Source organism: Cysteiniphilum sp. QT6929 (assembly GCF_030035755.1).
In the GTDB taxonomy this organism is placed as follows: Bacteria; Pseudomonadota; Gammaproteobacteria; order Francisellales; family Francisellaceae; genus Caedibacter; species Caedibacter litoralis.
The window spans coordinates 210,558-227,147 of record NZ_CP103983.1 but is presented as its reverse complement, the minus strand read 5'-3'; the positions used below and the strand labels follow the sequence as shown (position 1 = coordinate 227,147).

Genomic DNA, 16,590 nt, shown 5'->3' with positions numbered 1-16,590 from the left:
TATTACCCCTCAAATGCACCAAAAGACATTAATTTGTCATAGCGTTTTGCCAAGCGATCCTCATTAGATAAAGTACTTAAATCACCTAACAAACGCTGCAATGTCAGTTTAATTTCTTTTGCAGCTTCAGTAATATTGCGATGCGCGCCACCTAAAGGTTCTTTGATGACTTCATCTACAATATCATGCTCTTTCAAACGCTTAGCAGTAATACCCATAATCTCAGCGGCATCGGCAGCTTTCTCGGCTGTCTTCCATAAGATTGAAGCACATCCCTCTGGTGAAATTGTGGCAAAATAGCTGTACTCGAGCATTACGAGCTTATCACCTACCCCAATGCCCAATGCGCCACCTGAGCAACCTTCACCAATAACGACACAAATCACAGGGACATTTAGCTTAGACATCTCAAGCAAATTGCGCGCAATCGCCTCACTTTGTCCGCGCTCTTCGGCTTTAACACCAGGATAAGCACCTGGTGTATCAATAAATGTAATAACAGGCACATTAAATTTTTCAGCAAGCTTCATTAATCGTAATGCTTTACGATATCCTTCTGGATGCATCATGCCAAAGTTATGACGCAGTTTATCTTTTGTTTTGCGCCCCTTTTCCTGACCAATCACCATCACTGCTTGATCGCCTAATTTAGCCAAACCACCAACAACTGCCTTATCATCAGCAAACGCGCGATCACCATGCAATTCTTGAAAGTCAGTAAAAATCTTATTAAGCAAATCTAAAAAATACGGACGCTCAGGATGACGCGCTAATTGAATTATCTGCCAATCGCTTAATGAATTATAAATCTTCTTCATTAAATCGGTCGTTTTACCCTGTAACTTCTCGATTTCCTGTTGAACATCTTCACTATGCGCGTTTGACTTAGCCAGCGCTTCAATCTTTGCTTCTAATTCGGCAATTGGTTTTTCAAATTCAAGAAATTGCATATTTTCCCTTACTTAGTCCACTTGACGCTTACAATACGTCTCTTTAATAAATAAAGCAAATATAATACTAATGATAAAGCCAATTAGCAAAATCCCCATGCCAAAATCAAGCCCAGGTGCTGCCATATCATCCAAACCTTTGCTGTGATTAAACCATGTTGTCATCACGCCAAATAATGGCATCGCGATCACGCCACCCCATAATAATGAGTTCATAGATACGATACTTGTTGCAATGGCATTATTTTTCATCGGGTTGGTTTCACCCACAAATGGATAAGCAACGGTTTGCGCACTGGTGACAAACCCTAATAAGAAAAATAGTACTGATAATTGCGCGACACTCACCGTACAAAACATAATAATGGCAATGATGATAACCGATGTAACACCACCTAGAATTAAAGGTTGTTTACGGCGACGCATACGCTCAGTCAACCAACCCCAAAATGGATAAGCAAAGATCATGCCTAAAAAGATATAGCCGGTGATAGAACGTGCTTCCAACATGCTAACACCATGAGTTTTCATCAAATATTCATTTGACCACATACCGCCTAACATCCATGTACCAATATTGATCAAGCCAACATAAATACCCGCGCACCAGTTTTGTGGCTTGGATAACACGAGCTTCAATGTCGCCAAAATAGACTCTGATCGCAACGCTTTAGTCTGCATCGTGCGCGCTTCTGTTAATGCTTTTGGTGCATTACGCACAACAATAAAAATAAGTGCCGCTAAAACCAAGCCAAACAAGCTAATGACATGTAGCGTATGCTCTAAGCCAAATGCATCAAGCAAATAACCAACAGGAGCTTGCGCGGCATAGCCACCCAACATGCCAATGGCGATAATAATGCCAATAACAAAACCTAAACGATTTGCTGGGAACCAGTTTGTTGCAATGCGAATACAACCAATAAGACTAAAACTCGCACCCATCCCCATAAATAAACGGGAAACACCCATCACATAAACACTTGTTGTCATAGTCATTGCAAAAATACTCAATGCACAGACTAATAACGCTATTGATATCGCTAAACGCGGCGAGAATCTATCTAAGATATATGCTGCAGGAATTAAACAAATGATATTTGTATAAAAATACAAACTGGCAATAAAGCTCACACTCACCGGTGTTAAATCTGGATAAGCATTTAAAATGGCAGGTGTTAATGTATTAAAAGCATTACCTAAGCCAAATTCAAAGAAAAAGAAAAATGAAATTAAAATTACGACTGCCCAAGATTTTGCCAATGGCATTTGAGCTAGTTTTTCCTGATACGTAGTGGAAGTCATAACACTCCGAGTTGCGAACTGTATTTTCAAGGGCGACAAATATAACAAAAAAATAATTTTTTTACAGTAAAATTTTAATCACGATTCTGTTTATGTCTGGATTATATTCACAGGCTACATTTCTTAAGATCGCGACCTTAATCTACATTGCTTAAGAAATACTCCCAGTTAAATTCTCTGCCTGGATCTGTTTTGCGCGTTGGCGCAATATCACTGTGTCCAACAATATTACCTTTAATTGCAGGATATCTTTTGATAAGGGCTTTTGTAAGCTCAATTAAGTTTGTGTATTGCGCTTTAGTAAAAGCTGTTTTATCGGTGCCTTGTAGCTCAATGCCAATCGAGAAATCATTGCAATTGTTTTTACCTTTATAAGAACTCACACCGGCATGCCAAGCGCGATCTTCAGTTGCAACAAACTGGATAATCTCACCCTGTCTTGTAATATAAAAATGACTTGAGACCTTAAGGTTTATAAGATCTTTAAAGCTTGGATCTAGGTTACAATCCAAATTATTTAAAAAAAGTGATTCAACATAATGATTATCATACTGCCCTTCTGGCAATGAAATACAATGAATCACCAACAAATCAACATTTGCATCATCTGGACGCGCATTATAATTGGGTGATTTTATAATCTTGGCTTTATTTAGCCAGCCAGCGCTATCCAATTGTAACATCTTTATTACCTTACCTTTTCAAAATTGGGCGTATGCAATACGCCCCTACATTCCAAATGCATACGGTTATTATATTTTTGCCTTTTTTTTTACAAAGACAAATATGCTTCTAACTCATCAAGTAAGTACAATTGCTCTTCAGTAAGTTCGCCTTCACGCAGTTTCTGGATACGCTCATAAACTTCAGGGATTGAGACTTTACGCCCGCCTTTAAAGTCAACAGGCATATTTTGAGGGTCAAAGCCCGCAATTTTCTCTAAATACTCCTGAAATTCACCTTGCATTTCAGGAGTTAGCTTATCTGGCGCCATTCTACCGATAACACGCAATGCACGCTCATATAGCCCACGGTTCATCTCACGCATTAGTTTAACCTTGTCACCAACTGCTTTTTGATGAAAATGCTCACACAAAGCCTGCTCAGCATAATTCATAAATCCTGCCGTATAAAGTGAAGCATCAACATCAACATGCTCGACCTCTGGATATTTAAAATCCAAAGCTGATTCTTTAATATCTACAAATAAGCTTGGATTTTGAATTAAGAATTCTTTATTGCGTTTAATCAATGCGATACGCTCTGGTGATAAATGCGCTAGAAAGCGATTTTTCGCAGGTAACACCAACGGCAGATCACCCCATTTCTTATTCACCGTTAAGAAATGCTCTGATAAATTTTCCAAATTTACTTCGGTAAGTTCAGCATAATCGAGACGTAAAAAACACCACTGATTTTTATAATGCCAATGCTGCCCCAAATTAAGTACTGGCAACATAAAACGTTCATTATAGCCAAAGCGTCCTGAGATCATCAAAGCTTGCTGGTAATCCTCACCATTAATATCTAGACCAATATCCAATTGCGACAAAACCTTTTGATCTTCAGTTTTATTAAAGCGTGCAGTTAAATAATCCCACATCTTCGGTTGGTGTGATCTTAATTTACGTGCCAATTCCAAAGTAACCAATACATCGGTTAATGCATCATGTGCGCGCCCTTCACTATAAAGACCATTTTGCGCATTGATATCTTCGAGTTTCAACGACACCTTATTCTCATCATTAATAGGCCAGCTAAGTACCTCATTGGCAAATAAATAAAAGGAAGCAACCATCGGATATAAATCCATGCGTGAGCAATTATTTTTATATTGATGATCATATGCTGGAAAAAGATTTTTAAAAAAAGCAAAGCGCAAAAACTCATCATCAAAACTTAACGTGTTATAGCCTAAGCTCACTGTTTCCGGCGTATTGAACAATGCATAGATTTTTTTAATCGCTTCATACTCAAAAAGCCCAGTATTAGCTTGTTCAATCGAGATATGATGGGTGATCGAGGCCTCAGGATTGGGAATCGTATCTGGATTTAATTTGATTAAAAACTCATAACGCTCAATTTCATTGAGCGCCTCATCGGTACGCACTGCTGCAAATTGAATGATTTGATCAAAACATTTATTGATTCCGGTTGTTTCCAAATCATAAAAAAGAAAAGTTTTTGCCATGAAGTTTTCACTCCTTACCATCAATTGCCACAGTGTAACCCCTTTGCTATTGAATGTCAGTAATCATAGCTTACAACTTGACGAATACGCCCTAGGCGTATAAACTTGGTTTCATAAAAACATAGCGAATCTTCTAATGATTACAATAGTTGAACTTCCAAGCTACATAAAAAAAGCAAGCACATGTCTTACAGCGGATAATCAAAAAGCACTTGTAGACTACTTGGCAGTTTACCCTGAAGCTGGTGTAATTATGGAAGGAACTGGAGGCGTTCGCAAACTAAGGTGGGCAACTGAAAACAGTGGTAAAAGTGGTGGCGTACGCGTTATTTACTATTATTACAATGAAACTATGCCACTGTATTTAATTGCCATGTTCAAAAAGAGTGAGAAGGCAAACTTAAATAAAGCTGAAAGAAACGATTTAGCCATTATGGTTGAGCTACTTAAAAAGAGGTAAAAAATGAGTGCATTTCAAGAAATAAAACAAGGATTACAAGAGGCTATTTATCATCAAAAAGGACTTGTTGAGAATGCAAAACAACACAGTTTTGATGATATTGATGTTAAAAATATTCGTGAATCGCTACATATGTCTCAGCATGATTTTGCAGCAAAGTTTTGTTTAAACTTAAAATCAATACAGAACTGGGAGCAAAAGCGAAAAAAACCCTCCGGCGCAACCTTAGTATTACTGAAGGTAATTGCCAACAATCCAAAAGCTGTGTTAAATGCATTGCACTTTGATAACTAACAATTACAAGTCATTTAACATGCTGAAATAAAATCAATTAAAGGCTTGTCCATTTGTTGATGTATTGTTTTTCTTAAGCCATTTAACGCCTTATTGCGATCATCTTTAAGTGATAAAAAGCTATGCATATTTTGATAAAAATCACTTAACTTTTCTTGTGATAAATCACAACTTAAGACATATTTTTGCTCTTGCGTAATACTGATATATTGAAATTTGATTAATGCGCTCAAAACAGCATCTAATAGCTTTAAATCAATATGTGACAACTCTTTAGCACATGCCTCTTTATCAATCGCACATTTGCTTTTTTGCTTGATATGCAAAAGACGCAACACATCAATGGTTAAGCTAAATTGCGGTGTTTTTTGCTTCACGCGTAACGCTGGCGGCAAACTTAACATGCGCACAACGATAGCGCCTAGCAAGAACAACTGCCATGAGATCGCAATCCATAAAATAAATAATGGAATAATTGCTAATGTACCATAAAGCATCTCATAGGTTGGCAGGTTTAGCGCATACCATGCAAATACTTTTTTTGCCAAATCAAACACAACTGCCATCATCAAGCCCCCCAAGAGCGCATGCTTGAATTTAACACGCGTATATGGCACAACTTGATAGATAAAGGTAAAAGCAATAAGGTTAAAAACAAAAGGTAAAACTTGCAGAAAGCTTATCAATTGGCTAAATCCATCATTTAACCAATGCCATGATAATAAGTAAGAGCTTAAGCCCAAACTTGCCCCAACAAGCAAAGGTCCCAAGCTCAACACTGCCCAATACAATAAAAATGCCTGTGATAAGGGGCGCTCTTTTTTAACTTGCCAGATATCATTGAGTACTTTTTCAAGCGAACGCATCATCATAATACTGATGAAAAAAAGTACAACAACCGCAGTAATCGGCAATCCCGCACGATTTTTCATAAAGAGTTTTAAATACTCATTTACAGCCTCGCCTGAGCTTGGCAGCATATTGTGCAAAATAAATTGTTGAAAATCGCCTTGAATACTTTTAAACGCAGGCAACATGCTTAAAATTGAAATTGACACCATAAGAAGTGGTACCAAGGCAAAAAGACTTGTCAAAGCCAAACTGGATGCCTTGGTTAAACAGTTTTGTTGCAAATATTCCCTAAACACCGATACCCAGAAGTGGCTAAATCGCTTACTATAGCTTTGTATTAACTTAGTCATAAGGATCCTTTTTATGCAAAACATCTTAGTCCTTTATTATAGTCAAGGCGGTTCAACAAAAGCAATGGCGGAAAAAATTGCGCAAGGTGTTGAACTTGGTGGCTTAGAAGCAAAGCTTAGAACCGTGCCAAACATATCAGCAAATTGCGAAAAAACTGAAAGTGACATTCCTGATAGTGGTGCGATTTACGTAACCAAAGAAGATCTTGTAAACTGCTCAGGCATTATTATTGGCAGCCCTACGCGCTTTGGTAATATGGCGGCACCGCTTAAATACTTTATCGATACCACCAGTGATTTATGGTTTAAAGGCGCATTAATCAATAAACCTGCAGCTGTTTTCACCTCTACAGCAAGCTTGCACGGCGGTCAGGAAACTACCTTACTTTCAATGATGCTGCCACTTTTACACCATGGCGCAATGATTGTTGGTATTCCCTATAGTGAGCCTTCGTTACAAAATACACAAACCGGTGGCACGCCCTATGGCTTAAGTCATTACAATGGTATTAATTCCGATAAACCACTGTCTCAAGATGAGATTATCTTAGCAAAAGCTTTAGGTAAAAGGATTGCTGAAATCGCCAAACAAAAATGATAACCCTTCTCAATTAGATTGACTTAAAGAAAACGCCTGTTTATAATCAAGCACCCATTGATTGATATACTTACCCCCTTATGAATATCAAAACGAAACAAAATTATAAAATCCTTGGGTTTAATGATAATTGTCCACGCAACTATATGCAGAAACTGTTGTCATTAGGCTTTATTCCCGGAGAGACTTTTTATATTGCTAAGAAAGCACTTTTTGGTAATCCCTATCATATTTCGATTAAAAACTTCTCTGTGTCGTTGCGCAAATCAGAAATTCTTTACATGCAGGTACAAGCCTTATGAAATATGCAATTATTGGCAATCCAAACTGTGGTAAGACAACGCTTTTTAATGCATTAACCGGTCTTAAACAAAAGGTTGGCAACTGGAGTGGTGTGACCGTTGATAAGAAAGTTGGCAAAGTTGATTTCAATAACCAACGCATAGAAATTGTTGATTTACCGGGAATTTATACCTTAACCGCCAGTGATGAATCATCTATTGACGAGCAAATTGCTGCCCGCTTTATTGTTGAAGATAAGCCTGATGCAATTATTAATGTCATTGATGCTTCAAATCTTGAGCGCAATTTATATCTGACCACACAATTAATGGAAACAGGTATTCCATTGATTCTCGTTATTAACATGATCGATGTTGCCAGCAAAAAAGGTATTGTTATTGATTATCATAAACTTGAACAGACGCTCGGCTGCACGGTTATCCCTGTTATTGGGCGCAAAAAAGTAGGCATTAGCGAATTAAAGACTGCATTATTCAAACCTCAAAGCACCTCAAGTTATGATTTAAGTCACTACTATCCAGAGACAATTAACAAGCTCACGACCCAAATCACTGAGGCTAATTATCAATATCCTAGTTTATGGTTAAGTACTTCAATTGCTGAAGATAACTATCTACTTAAGCAATTGCTTTCATCAACTGATTTTAATCGCTTACAAGCATTAAAGCTTGAGCTAAAACTTGATCACACAGCTGATATCACGCTATCAAGCTCGCGTTACCAAGCTATTGCAGATATCGTTAATAAAAGTACACAAACACAACAGGTTTCACAGCATAAAGCAACTGAAATGATCGATAAGTTATGCATGAATAAATACTTAGGTATTCCGGTATTTTTATTTGTCATGTATTTAATGTTTGAATTCTCGATTACCATTGGTGGTGCACTGCAACCACTATTTGATAATACATCAAGTGTCATATTTGTTGAAGGCATGACACATTTAGGTGTTTACCTTGGCTTGCCACTGTGGCTTGTTGCTGTCATTGCACAAGGTGTTGGTTTAGGTATTAATACCGTTTTGACCTTTATCCCTCAAATTGGCTGCATGTTTTTATTCTTATCCTTTTTGGAAGACTCAGGCTATATGGCACGTGCAGCATATGTCATGGATCGTTTTATGCAAGCGATTGGACTGCCTGGCAAGGCCTTTGTGCCGCTAATTGTTGGCTTTGGTTGTAATGTGCCATCGGTCATGGCAACAAGAACATTGGAAACTCGACGCGATCGCTTAATGACCATCATGATGGCACCATTTATGTCTTGTGGCGCACGTTTAGCAATCTTTGCGGTATTTGCTGCGGCATTCTTCCCGCAAAACAGTGCGTTGATCGTGTTTAGTTTATATATCGCGGGTATTTTAGGTGCCATTATTACTGGATATGTCGTGAAGTTTGCGTTATTAACCGGTAAAAGTGCGCCGTTTGTCATGGAGTTACCTGTTTATCACCTACCTAACTTTAAAACGATCGGCTTAAATAGTTGGAACCGTTTAAAGCGTTTTATTTTTAGAGCAGGTAAAGTCATTGTCCCGATTTGTGTTTTAGTTGGTACTTTAAATAGTATCCAAACCAATGGTGTTGTCGTTGCCGGTGGCTCACCTGACTCAATTCTTGCACAAACTGGACGCGCGATTACCCCCGTGTTAAAACCGATGGGGGTTACTGAAGATAACTGGCAGGCAACCGTTGGTCTTTTGACTGGTACGCTAGCCAAAGAGGTTGTTGTTGGGACTTTAAATACACTTTATACGCAAGAAAAACCACAAAGTTTAGCCGATGCTGCAAGCGAGAAGTTTGATTTTTGGGGTGGTATTGCCGCTTCTTGGCATGATACCGTTGATGGCTTCAAAAACATGAGTTTAAGCGCATTTATCAATCCATTTGCCGCAAATGAAGCAGATGCCAACATGGATAAAACCGCAATGGGTTCGATGGTTGTTGCCTTTGGTTCACTAGCTGCAGCATTTGCTTATATGCTGTTTGTCCTTTTATATGTTCCTTGTGCTTCAGTCATTGGTGCAATGGCACGTGAGGCAACACGTGGTTGGGCATGGCTATCTGTGATTTGGAGCACCTCAATTGCCTATGTTGCTGCGGTTATTGTCTATCAATTAGCACAACTAGCAAGTACGCCGCTTCATGCACTGAGTTGGATTATTGGAGTCATTATTTATATGATTCTATTGTTACTTGCGATGAAATACTTCTCACAGAAATTCCGGTTTGAGCTTGAGTTAAACAAAGGCTGTAGCAAAGGATGTGCGGTGACGGTTAACAGCAAAGAGTCTGGCTGTCACTAAATAACAAATTAGACTATGCCTTCGACCGATGTTCAGCCAGCGTTAATTGTAAACCGTACCCTGAGCCGGGTCGAAGGGTGAACTTTAGATCGAATCGCATCAATCTCTTCTTAAACGATCTGAAACAGCAATCGGACTTGGATAACTCAACACAATAATATACGACGATAAAATAAAGCTTAGAATAGCGACTGCTTCAACGATAATTTCAGAGCTTGCCGTAGCGATGCCTGCGGTATTCGCTAATGCAATCAACATCAATGAGAACTCACTACCCTGCCCCAAGCGCATACCAATCTCAAAAGATTCTTTTGGTGTTTCACGCACTAACCACAAGGTGACAAAATGAACGATAGGCTTAAGTATCAAGATTAAAATAGTTAATGCTAATACAACACCCCATACCGAAGGCAATAGCGCGATTTGAAAGCCTGCACCAACGGAGAAGAAAAACAATATCAAAAAGAAATCACGCAGTGGCTTTAAGTTTTCATAAATATATTTAGCAATCGGTGAGCTTGCGACAGTGACACCCGCAATAAACGCACCAATCTCATTGGATAGACCAAAAACCATTGCTAATTGCGCCATACCAAGACACCAGCCAATAGATAATAGAAATATATACTCTTGAAAGCGGCTGAACTTTCTAAAGAGTTTAAATAAAAAATAACGTTGCGCCAAAAAGCCCACACCGCCTAAAACCGGTAATGCTAATAGTAGTTTAATTAATGAAAACAAATGGAAACTGTCGGTTTGTGATGACCATAAGCTGATAAAGGTAAGCATTAAAATCGCAATTAAATCTTGAATTAAAAGAATAGCAATCACCAACTCACCAATGCGTTTATGGTGCAATGCAGTCGTTGGTAGCAACTTTAAACAGATGATTGTACTTGAGAAGATCAATGCTGCACCGATAATAAAACCTTGTGCACCAATACCAAAGAAGTGGCAAATCAACACGGTAGCTGCAATAAATACCACACTACTTGTAATACAAACAAACATCGCTTTACCGAGCATTTTGATCATGCTTTTGATTTCTAAATTAAGACCTAACAAGAACAACAAAAACATAATACCGATATCTGAGATCTCATGTACGGTTGTAGTATCGGCAATAAACCCTAAGCAATGCGGACCAACAATAACACCCAGTGCAATGTAAGCAACGATAATAGCTTGTCGTGTATAAAGTGCTAAAGTCGCAAAGACTGACGCGCCAAAAAACACTAAAAAAAACACAAATACCAAGCTATGCATATCTACATCATCCTTATTTTTTACTCGTTATATTGAGCAGCCTGATAAACAAAAAATAGCGATTGATATTGCGTCAATGATTCACACATTTTAATGCATGCATTTATCCCTATTATTTACTATTACCAAACAGCTTCACATTAGTTGATCCAATACCATCGATCTGGAAGCGCTCCACATCAATTAGCTGCAATATTTCCAGCTCCTTAGCCGGCGCCAGTAAGTATAGCTCAATCCGTTTAGGATAGTAATAAACAAACATCTCAATTTGACATAAATCGACGTTTTGATGCTTTTTGTTAATGTAGCTTGCTAATTGTTGCAAAATCTCTTTACGCGCTGGTGGCATATCTTTGGGGTTGACCACCTGCTCAGGGTGCTCAGCAACATCAACATGTACCGTGATATCTTTGATATTTTCAACTGATAAGCTAAGTGCACCTCGAACATGCTCGGCAATATAGTGCCCTTCCGAGGCGGTGATATGCGAATCAACCAAAATATGCACATCAAGTACCACTTGTCCTGCCATTTTGCGTGTGCGCAAACAATGATAGTGTTTAACACCATCAATTTTTTTAATAGTTTCTTCAATTTGATGCAATAATACATCATCAACACCAGTATCTACTAATTCAGACAATGCTCTATAACACCATTTAACACCCATCTTGCCAATCATAATAGATACGATAATGGCTGCTAATGCATCCATCCACATTAAGCCTAGCATGCTACCGATTAAGCCAACAAGTACGACAACAGACGACCACATATCTGATCGACTATGCCAAGCATTGGCACGTAAGAGATCAGAATCAATGCGATTAGCAGTAACCATCGTATAGCGGAAAAGCCCCTCATTAGCTAAAATCGAGAAAATAGCCGCATAAATGGTCCACTGATCAGGAATCATCAAATCACCTGAAAACCAATTAGATAAAGCATGATAAGTGATGAGTAACGCCACTAAAATCAAAATGATTGATAAGATAACGGTTGCTAAAGTTTCAATGCGTTCGTGCCCATACGGGTGATTATTATCAGCACCTTTGTTGGCGTGTTTGGCTGCGAAAAGCACCATAATATCACTTAATAAATCCGAAAATGAATGCACGCCATCGGCGAATAATGCAGGCGAGCCACCGACTAGACCAATTAACATTTTTAACACTGCTAATCCAGTATTAACAAACATCCCCACAATGGTGACTTTTTTACTTGCTTGATAGCGCTCTACTTCAGAAACTGCCATATTTGCAACCTCTCTACTTAAGCTTATTTTGTGCTTAGCATACTGAAGTTTCTTAATTTGTATATAAAAATACTTGATATAGCACTAATTTAGTACTAATCAATAATCATTCTCAGGCGGTAGTAATAATAGTATTGCCCAACCATGATAAATAGTAGGCTTAAAATCACAATGGGGCTGATAATACTCGGCAGCGGCCAACCAAAGCTTAATGCCGATATTTCATCACAGATAAGTGCGAGCACATTTAATACCAGAAAAATCAAGCTAAATGCTGTGGCATTTTTCTCTTTGATGTTTTTAATAATTTGCGGCAACCAATAAATGGCATAACAAAACATACTAATAAAGCCGATATTTTCTAACATTGCATTGTTTAAATTATGCAAACTTACCAAAGCAATACCTACAGCGATAACAAGTAGGCATAAAATGTGAAAATTATAACTTTGAGCGTGTCTGTTTTTTTGCTGATTTATACTTTTGCTATCACGATATATTTGCCACTGCTGAAATAACAAACATGTCAAAGTCAATATCGTAACTACGCGATATTGCCACTGCAAATCAAAGCCAAATCCATATATCAGATCCAAAACATTAGCAACGACCATCAACAAATGCGTACCATGGCTAATATGTCCAGCTTGACGCTTGAACTGGTTATGAATTATCTGCGGCAAAAAATAAATGCAATAAATAACAAATGATATGTTAATGCTAATATGACCGATCACGCTTTGATCTCCCCCTTGGCTTTCTTTTATATGCATAGGAAGACAGAAAAAGCAGATGCAGAAATGCACTTTATCAACTTCCTACGCTAGGATTAACTAGTTCAGGTACAAAGGGTTAGGTAAAACCTTCTCAGCAAAATGCACCCCTGTTGTTCGGCGGTATTTTAGTACGTATTTTTTAGCTAAACAAGTCTGAAATTAGCGCATGTTTACAGAAACGACCGCCTCTAGTTCTTTTATTTTTTCTCTTAAGCTTAAAATAATTGAAATAGCTGATGAGTTAACATCTAAATCGCGCATCAAACGCATCGCTGATTTAGCTCGGGCAATATCATATGCTGCAACATAATAACTATCTGCTTGGATTTTTGCACTCACTACATCATGCTCAATCCATTCAATAATAATGGTTTGTGGTACACACAGCATCTCTGACAACTCAATGATGCTAATATAGTCTCCTGATACAATCATCTCTGCCATTTTTACGCTCCTAATAAGTCTTTGCGTGGATCAAACGCCATCTCAGTGGCCATATTTTGATAAAAAGCCTTTTGTGCTTCTGATACCGCAGGCGGCAGGATAACATCTAAAACCACATAAAAATCGCCATCTGCCAAACCCTTACCTTTCAAACGCATTTTCTTGCCACTTTGAGTATGCTCTGGCACCTTAAGTTTCATCTGACCATGCGGTGTTGGCACATTAATCTCTGCACCCAATGCTGCCTCCCAAGGTGCTATGGGAATATGGCTATAAATGTCATTGCCAACTACTTTGTATTGCTTATCAGAGTGGACAATAATCTCAAGATATAGATTACCACTTAAACCACCACTGACACCGGCTTCGCCCTGACCTTTTAAACGAATTTGCTGATGATTGCCAACGGCTTTAGGGATTTTCACTTTTAAACGTTTTGTTTTCTCAACAATACGACCCTCTTCATTAACCGTTTGGTACGCAAAGTGTAGCTCACGCTCTATACCAGTTAAGGCATCAGCTACACTAATTTCAACCTTGGTATGCAAGTCCTGACCGTTCATTGCAAAACCTTGTTTACGCCCTTGACGCTCCCTATGCTGTTGACGGAAAAACTCACCAAAAATATCCTCATAACCGCTAAAGTCGCTACCTTGATAAAAGTGCTGCTGGCGATTGCTATGTCCTTGCTGCGTATTGCCACCTTGATGAAAGCCGTCGGCTTTGGCATGTTGCCAATTGGCACCATATTGATCATATAGTTTACGTTTTTCAGTGTCTTTCAGCACTTCATAAGCATCTTGCACTTCTTTGAATTTTTCCTCAGCATTCGCCTCTGTACTGACATCAGGGTGATACTTCTTAGCTAAACGTCGATAGGCTTTTTTAATCTCAGCATCAGTAGCTGTTTTTGCCACCCCTAACAGCTGATAGTAGTCTTTTTCCATAGATCAACTTCCTTTTGTGTGATTTTTATTCTGTTTAATCTCTAATAACATATTTCTTTTTGCTGCTCTTCAAAGTAACGAGCAATACCACCTTCATAGTTATAGACGTTTTCAAAGCCAAGCTCAATGAGCTTTTGTGCAGCCTTTTGACTTCTAATACCTAATTTACAAATCACAATAATTTTTTGCGCCTTGCTCACACCTTCTGGTGTAACACCTTGCAGCACTTGTGCTAATGGTAGATGCTCCACTTTAACATCTAAAGAAGCAATATCAAGCTCCCACCCTTCGCGCACATCGATAATCAGCGCCTCCGGATCAATCTGATATGCCTTTTGCACTTCAATTGTTGCTTTATTATTTTGCTCAAGACCAAAATCATGGGTGACACAGCCTTTGCAATTTGGATTGCGTTTAAATCCATAATTTTGCCAAGTTAATGCATCACTATCAAATATCATTAAATGTTGCTTAATCTCTTTACCTAAAAAGAAATTCACTACCATATTCGCTGCCATCGTGCCAACCACACCGACACTGGCACCTAATACACCTGCTTCTGAACAATTTGGGACTAAGTGAGCCGGTGGTGGCGATGGATATAAACAACGATAACAAGACTTTGTAGGATCAAAGAAACTCAATTGAGCTTGCGATTTAAGCACACTAGCACTAATAAAGGGTTTGCCAAGTTTGCAACATGCATCATTTACCGCATAACGCGTTTGAAAATTATCACTACCATCAATAATTAAATCATATGACGCAAAAATCTCGCAAGCACGCTTGAAATCTAAGCGCTCGTTATGTTCAATTAACTCAATATCGCTATTAATTTGAGATAAATGTTTTACTGCAGCAGTTGACTTTGCAACGCCTAAATCATTCTCAGTAAATAAGATTTGTCGTTGTAAATTAGATAACTCAACCACATCAAAATCAACAAGCCCAAGAGTACCGACACCTGCTGAAGCCAAATACATCGACACTGGCGAGCCAATTCCACCACAACCGATAATACAAACTCGCGCATTTTGTAATTTTTGCTGCCCTTTTATCCCCATGACCGGAAAATGACGTTGATAACGTTTGTAATTCATTTGACCTCTTTAACATCTTGTCACATATTCTATTAGCAATAATTATATGCCATAGCATAGAAGATAAGTAACAAAAGACTGGCATTTATTTGCTAATCCAACTTTTCACAAACATTATCTTTTAACTGAAAATGCGCAAACTCAATATCGTTTAATAAGCTTTGTAAATGCTCGAGTTTAATTGCCGTCATAATGATTTGTGCGTTAATATGCATCAACTTATTTAGCACTTTTTGTAAATGCGCTTGATCTAGCTCTGAATGCAAATCATCTACAAGGTAAATACAACCAGTTTGGTGTTCTTTTGAAAAAATCTCACCTTGGGCTAACTTCAACGCGGATATTAAAATCTTCTGCTGACCGCGTGAGAGAATATCTTGCGCTGGATGCCCTTTGACTTTAAAGCGCAAATCCGCGCGATGCACACCATGACTTGTGACCCCTGTTTTTGAATCACTGACATAACTTGATGTCAATACCTCTCTTAAGCTTTTATCTTGTGACCAACCACGATAATAAGTCATATCAATGGAAAGCTCATCATTAAACTCTTTAAGAATTGACATGACTTTAGGCATTAAAATCTCAAAGTATTCAAGCCGTGCTTCATCTAAACTTTCTGATTTAGCAACAAGCTCTTGATCTAGAATTTCGATATAGCTTAATGGATAACCTTGCTTTAATGCCGCATTACGCTGCTTAATCAAACGCTTTGATTGCTGCCATAGCGTTAAAAATTCAGGTTTGTGATAAAAGGCTCCCCAATCTAATAATTTTGAGCGTTGTTGCGCGCCACTATTGATTAAACTAAAACTCTCTGGATTAAACAATTGCACAGGAAGTGCACGTGTTAACTGCGCTTGTGATTGAGCATCCTCGCCATTTAATTTCACAATACTTTTACTGTGTTTATCACGCATACTGGCAAGCGTTTTTTCTTTTGAGTCACTTAATTCATAGCCACTATAAAATTTGGCAAACAGTTGAAAATTATCTTTTTCATGTTCAATAATTCGAGCCAATTGTGAGCTTCTAAAAGAGCGCCCCATCGATAAAAAATAAATCGCTTCTAAAATAGAGGTTTTGCCACTACCATTTTGCCCACAAATCATATTCACACGTGGATGCAGTGCTAATGAAGCATTGGTTAAATTACGAAATTGAAAGATATTAAGTGCACTAATATACATAAAC

Annotated in this window: 17 protein-coding genes and 1 riboswitch; of the genes, 5 read left to right on the top strand and 12 right to left on the bottom strand. The window is 38.3% G+C overall.

Features of this window, described 5'->3' with window-relative positions; all coding sequences use genetic code 11:
- Positions 1 to 2: 2 nt before the first annotated feature.
- The 4 genes from NYP54_RS00950 to NYP54_RS00935 form a co-directional block, all read right to left on the bottom strand.
- Positions 3 to 950, bottom strand: a complete 948-nt coding sequence (locus NYP54_RS00950) for an acetyl-CoA carboxylase carboxyltransferase subunit alpha (RefSeq protein WP_283156765.1) — start codon at positions 948 to 950, stop codon at positions 3 to 5.
- A gap of 12 nt (positions 951 to 962) precedes the next feature.
- Positions 963 to 2,255: an MFS transporter gene (locus NYP54_RS00945; protein ID WP_283156764.1), complete on the bottom strand. Its 1,293-nt coding sequence runs from the start codon at positions 2,253 to 2,255 to the stop codon at positions 963 to 965.
- A 137-nt stretch (positions 2,256 to 2,392) separates the two neighbouring features.
- A complete protein-coding gene (gene ampD / locus NYP54_RS00940; RefSeq protein ID WP_283157498.1) occupies positions 2,393 to 2,929 on the bottom strand; it encodes a 1,6-anhydro-N-acetylmuramyl-L-alanine amidase AmpD in 537 nt (178 codons plus the stop codon).
- Between the two features lie 98 nt (positions 2,930 to 3,027).
- Positions 3,028 to 4,446: an exodeoxyribonuclease I gene (locus tag NYP54_RS00935; protein ID WP_283156763.1), complete on the bottom strand. Its 1,419-nt coding sequence runs from the start codon at positions 4,444 to 4,446 to the stop codon at positions 3,028 to 3,030.
- Between the two features lie 136 nt (positions 4,447 to 4,582).
- Here NYP54_RS00935 and NYP54_RS00930 point away from each other — a divergent pair, with 136 nt between their 5' ends.
- Positions 4,583 to 4,906: a type II toxin-antitoxin system RelE/ParE family toxin gene (locus NYP54_RS00930; RefSeq protein WP_283156762.1), complete on the top strand. Its 324-nt coding sequence runs from the start codon at positions 4,583 to 4,585 to the stop codon at positions 4,904 to 4,906.
- 3 nt (positions 4,907 to 4,909) lie between these two features.
- Positions 4,910 to 5,200: a NadS family protein gene (gene nadS, locus NYP54_RS00925; protein WP_117001225.1), complete on the top strand. Its 291-nt coding sequence runs from the start codon at positions 4,910 to 4,912 to the stop codon at positions 5,198 to 5,200.
- 14 nt (positions 5,201 to 5,214) lie between these two features.
- Here nadS and NYP54_RS00920 read toward each other — a convergent pair whose 3' ends face one another.
- The gene (locus NYP54_RS00920; protein WP_283156761.1) at positions 5,215 to 6,402 is read right to left on the bottom strand and encodes a YihY family inner membrane protein; all 1,188 of its coding nucleotides are present in this window, start codon (positions 6,400 to 6,402) and stop codon (positions 5,215 to 5,217) included.
- Between the two features lie 13 nt (positions 6,403 to 6,415).
- On the opposite strand from NYP54_RS00920, the gene wrbA reads away from it, so the two are divergent.
- The 3 genes from wrbA (at position 6,416) to feoB (ending at position 9,608) form a co-directional block, all read left to right on the top strand.
- On the top strand, positions 6,416 to 7,000 hold the full coding sequence (wrbA, locus tag NYP54_RS00915; protein WP_283156760.1) for an NAD(P)H:quinone oxidoreductase: 585 nt from the start codon (positions 6,416 to 6,418) through the stop codon (positions 6,998 to 7,000).
- An 80-nt stretch (positions 7,001 to 7,080) separates the two neighbouring features.
- Positions 7,081 to 7,302: a FeoA domain-containing protein gene (locus NYP54_RS00910; protein WP_117001223.1), complete on the top strand. Its 222-nt coding sequence runs from the start codon at positions 7,081 to 7,083 to the stop codon at positions 7,300 to 7,302.
- A complete protein-coding gene (gene feoB, locus NYP54_RS00905) occupies positions 7,299 to 9,608 on the top strand; it encodes a Fe(2+) transporter permease subunit FeoB (protein WP_283156759.1) in 2,310 nt (769 codons plus the stop codon). The genes NYP54_RS00910 and feoB overlap by 4 nt, the downstream gene beginning before the upstream one ends.
- Before the next feature lie 99 nt (positions 9,609 to 9,707).
- On the opposite strand, the gene NYP54_RS00900 is transcribed toward feoB, so the two are convergent.
- The 7 genes from NYP54_RS00900 to recF all read right to left on the bottom strand — a co-directional run bounded on the left by NYP54_RS00900 (position 9,708) and on the right by recF (position 16,586).
- Positions 9,708 to 10,874 carry a cation:proton antiporter gene (locus tag NYP54_RS00900; RefSeq protein ID WP_283156758.1) on the bottom strand — a complete coding sequence of 389 codons (1,167 nt, stop codon included), beginning with the start codon at positions 10,872 to 10,874 and terminating at the stop codon, positions 9,708 to 9,710.
- Between the two features lie 112 nt (positions 10,875 to 10,986).
- Positions 10,987 to 12,129 (bottom strand): cation diffusion facilitator family transporter, encoded by a 1,143-nt coding sequence (locus NYP54_RS00895; protein WP_283156757.1) that lies wholly within the window; start codon positions 12,127 to 12,129, stop codon positions 10,987 to 10,989.
- A gap of 95 nt (positions 12,130 to 12,224) precedes the next feature.
- On the bottom strand, positions 12,225 to 12,902 hold the full coding sequence (locus tag NYP54_RS00890; protein ID WP_283156756.1) for a PQ-loop repeat-containing protein: 678 nt from the start codon (positions 12,900 to 12,902) through the stop codon (positions 12,225 to 12,227).
- Positions 12,903 to 12,927: 25 nt separating this feature from the next.
- Positions 12,928 to 13,024, bottom strand: a riboswitch (TPP riboswitch).
- Between the two features lie 40 nt (positions 13,025 to 13,064).
- Positions 13,065 to 13,349 carry a chaperone modulator CbpM gene (locus NYP54_RS00885; protein WP_283156755.1) on the bottom strand — a complete coding sequence of 95 codons (285 nt, stop codon included), beginning with the start codon at positions 13,347 to 13,349 and terminating at the stop codon, positions 13,065 to 13,067.
- Positions 13,350 to 13,351: 2 nt separating this feature from the next.
- Positions 13,352 to 14,296 (bottom strand): DnaJ C-terminal domain-containing protein, encoded by a 945-nt coding sequence (locus NYP54_RS00880; RefSeq protein ID WP_283156754.1) that lies wholly within the window; start codon positions 14,294 to 14,296, stop codon positions 13,352 to 13,354.
- 41 nt (positions 14,297 to 14,337) lie between these two features.
- Complete coding sequence (locus tag NYP54_RS00875) at positions 14,338 to 15,396, bottom strand: HesA/MoeB/ThiF family protein (protein ID WP_283156753.1); 1,059 nt, start codon at positions 15,394 to 15,396, stop codon at positions 14,338 to 14,340.
- 92 nt (positions 15,397 to 15,488) lie between these two features.
- Positions 15,489 to 16,586: a DNA replication/repair protein RecF gene (recF, locus tag NYP54_RS00870; RefSeq protein WP_283156752.1), complete on the bottom strand. Its 1,098-nt coding sequence runs from the start codon at positions 16,584 to 16,586 to the stop codon at positions 15,489 to 15,491.
- Between the last annotated feature and the right edge of the window lie 4 nt (positions 16,587 to 16,590).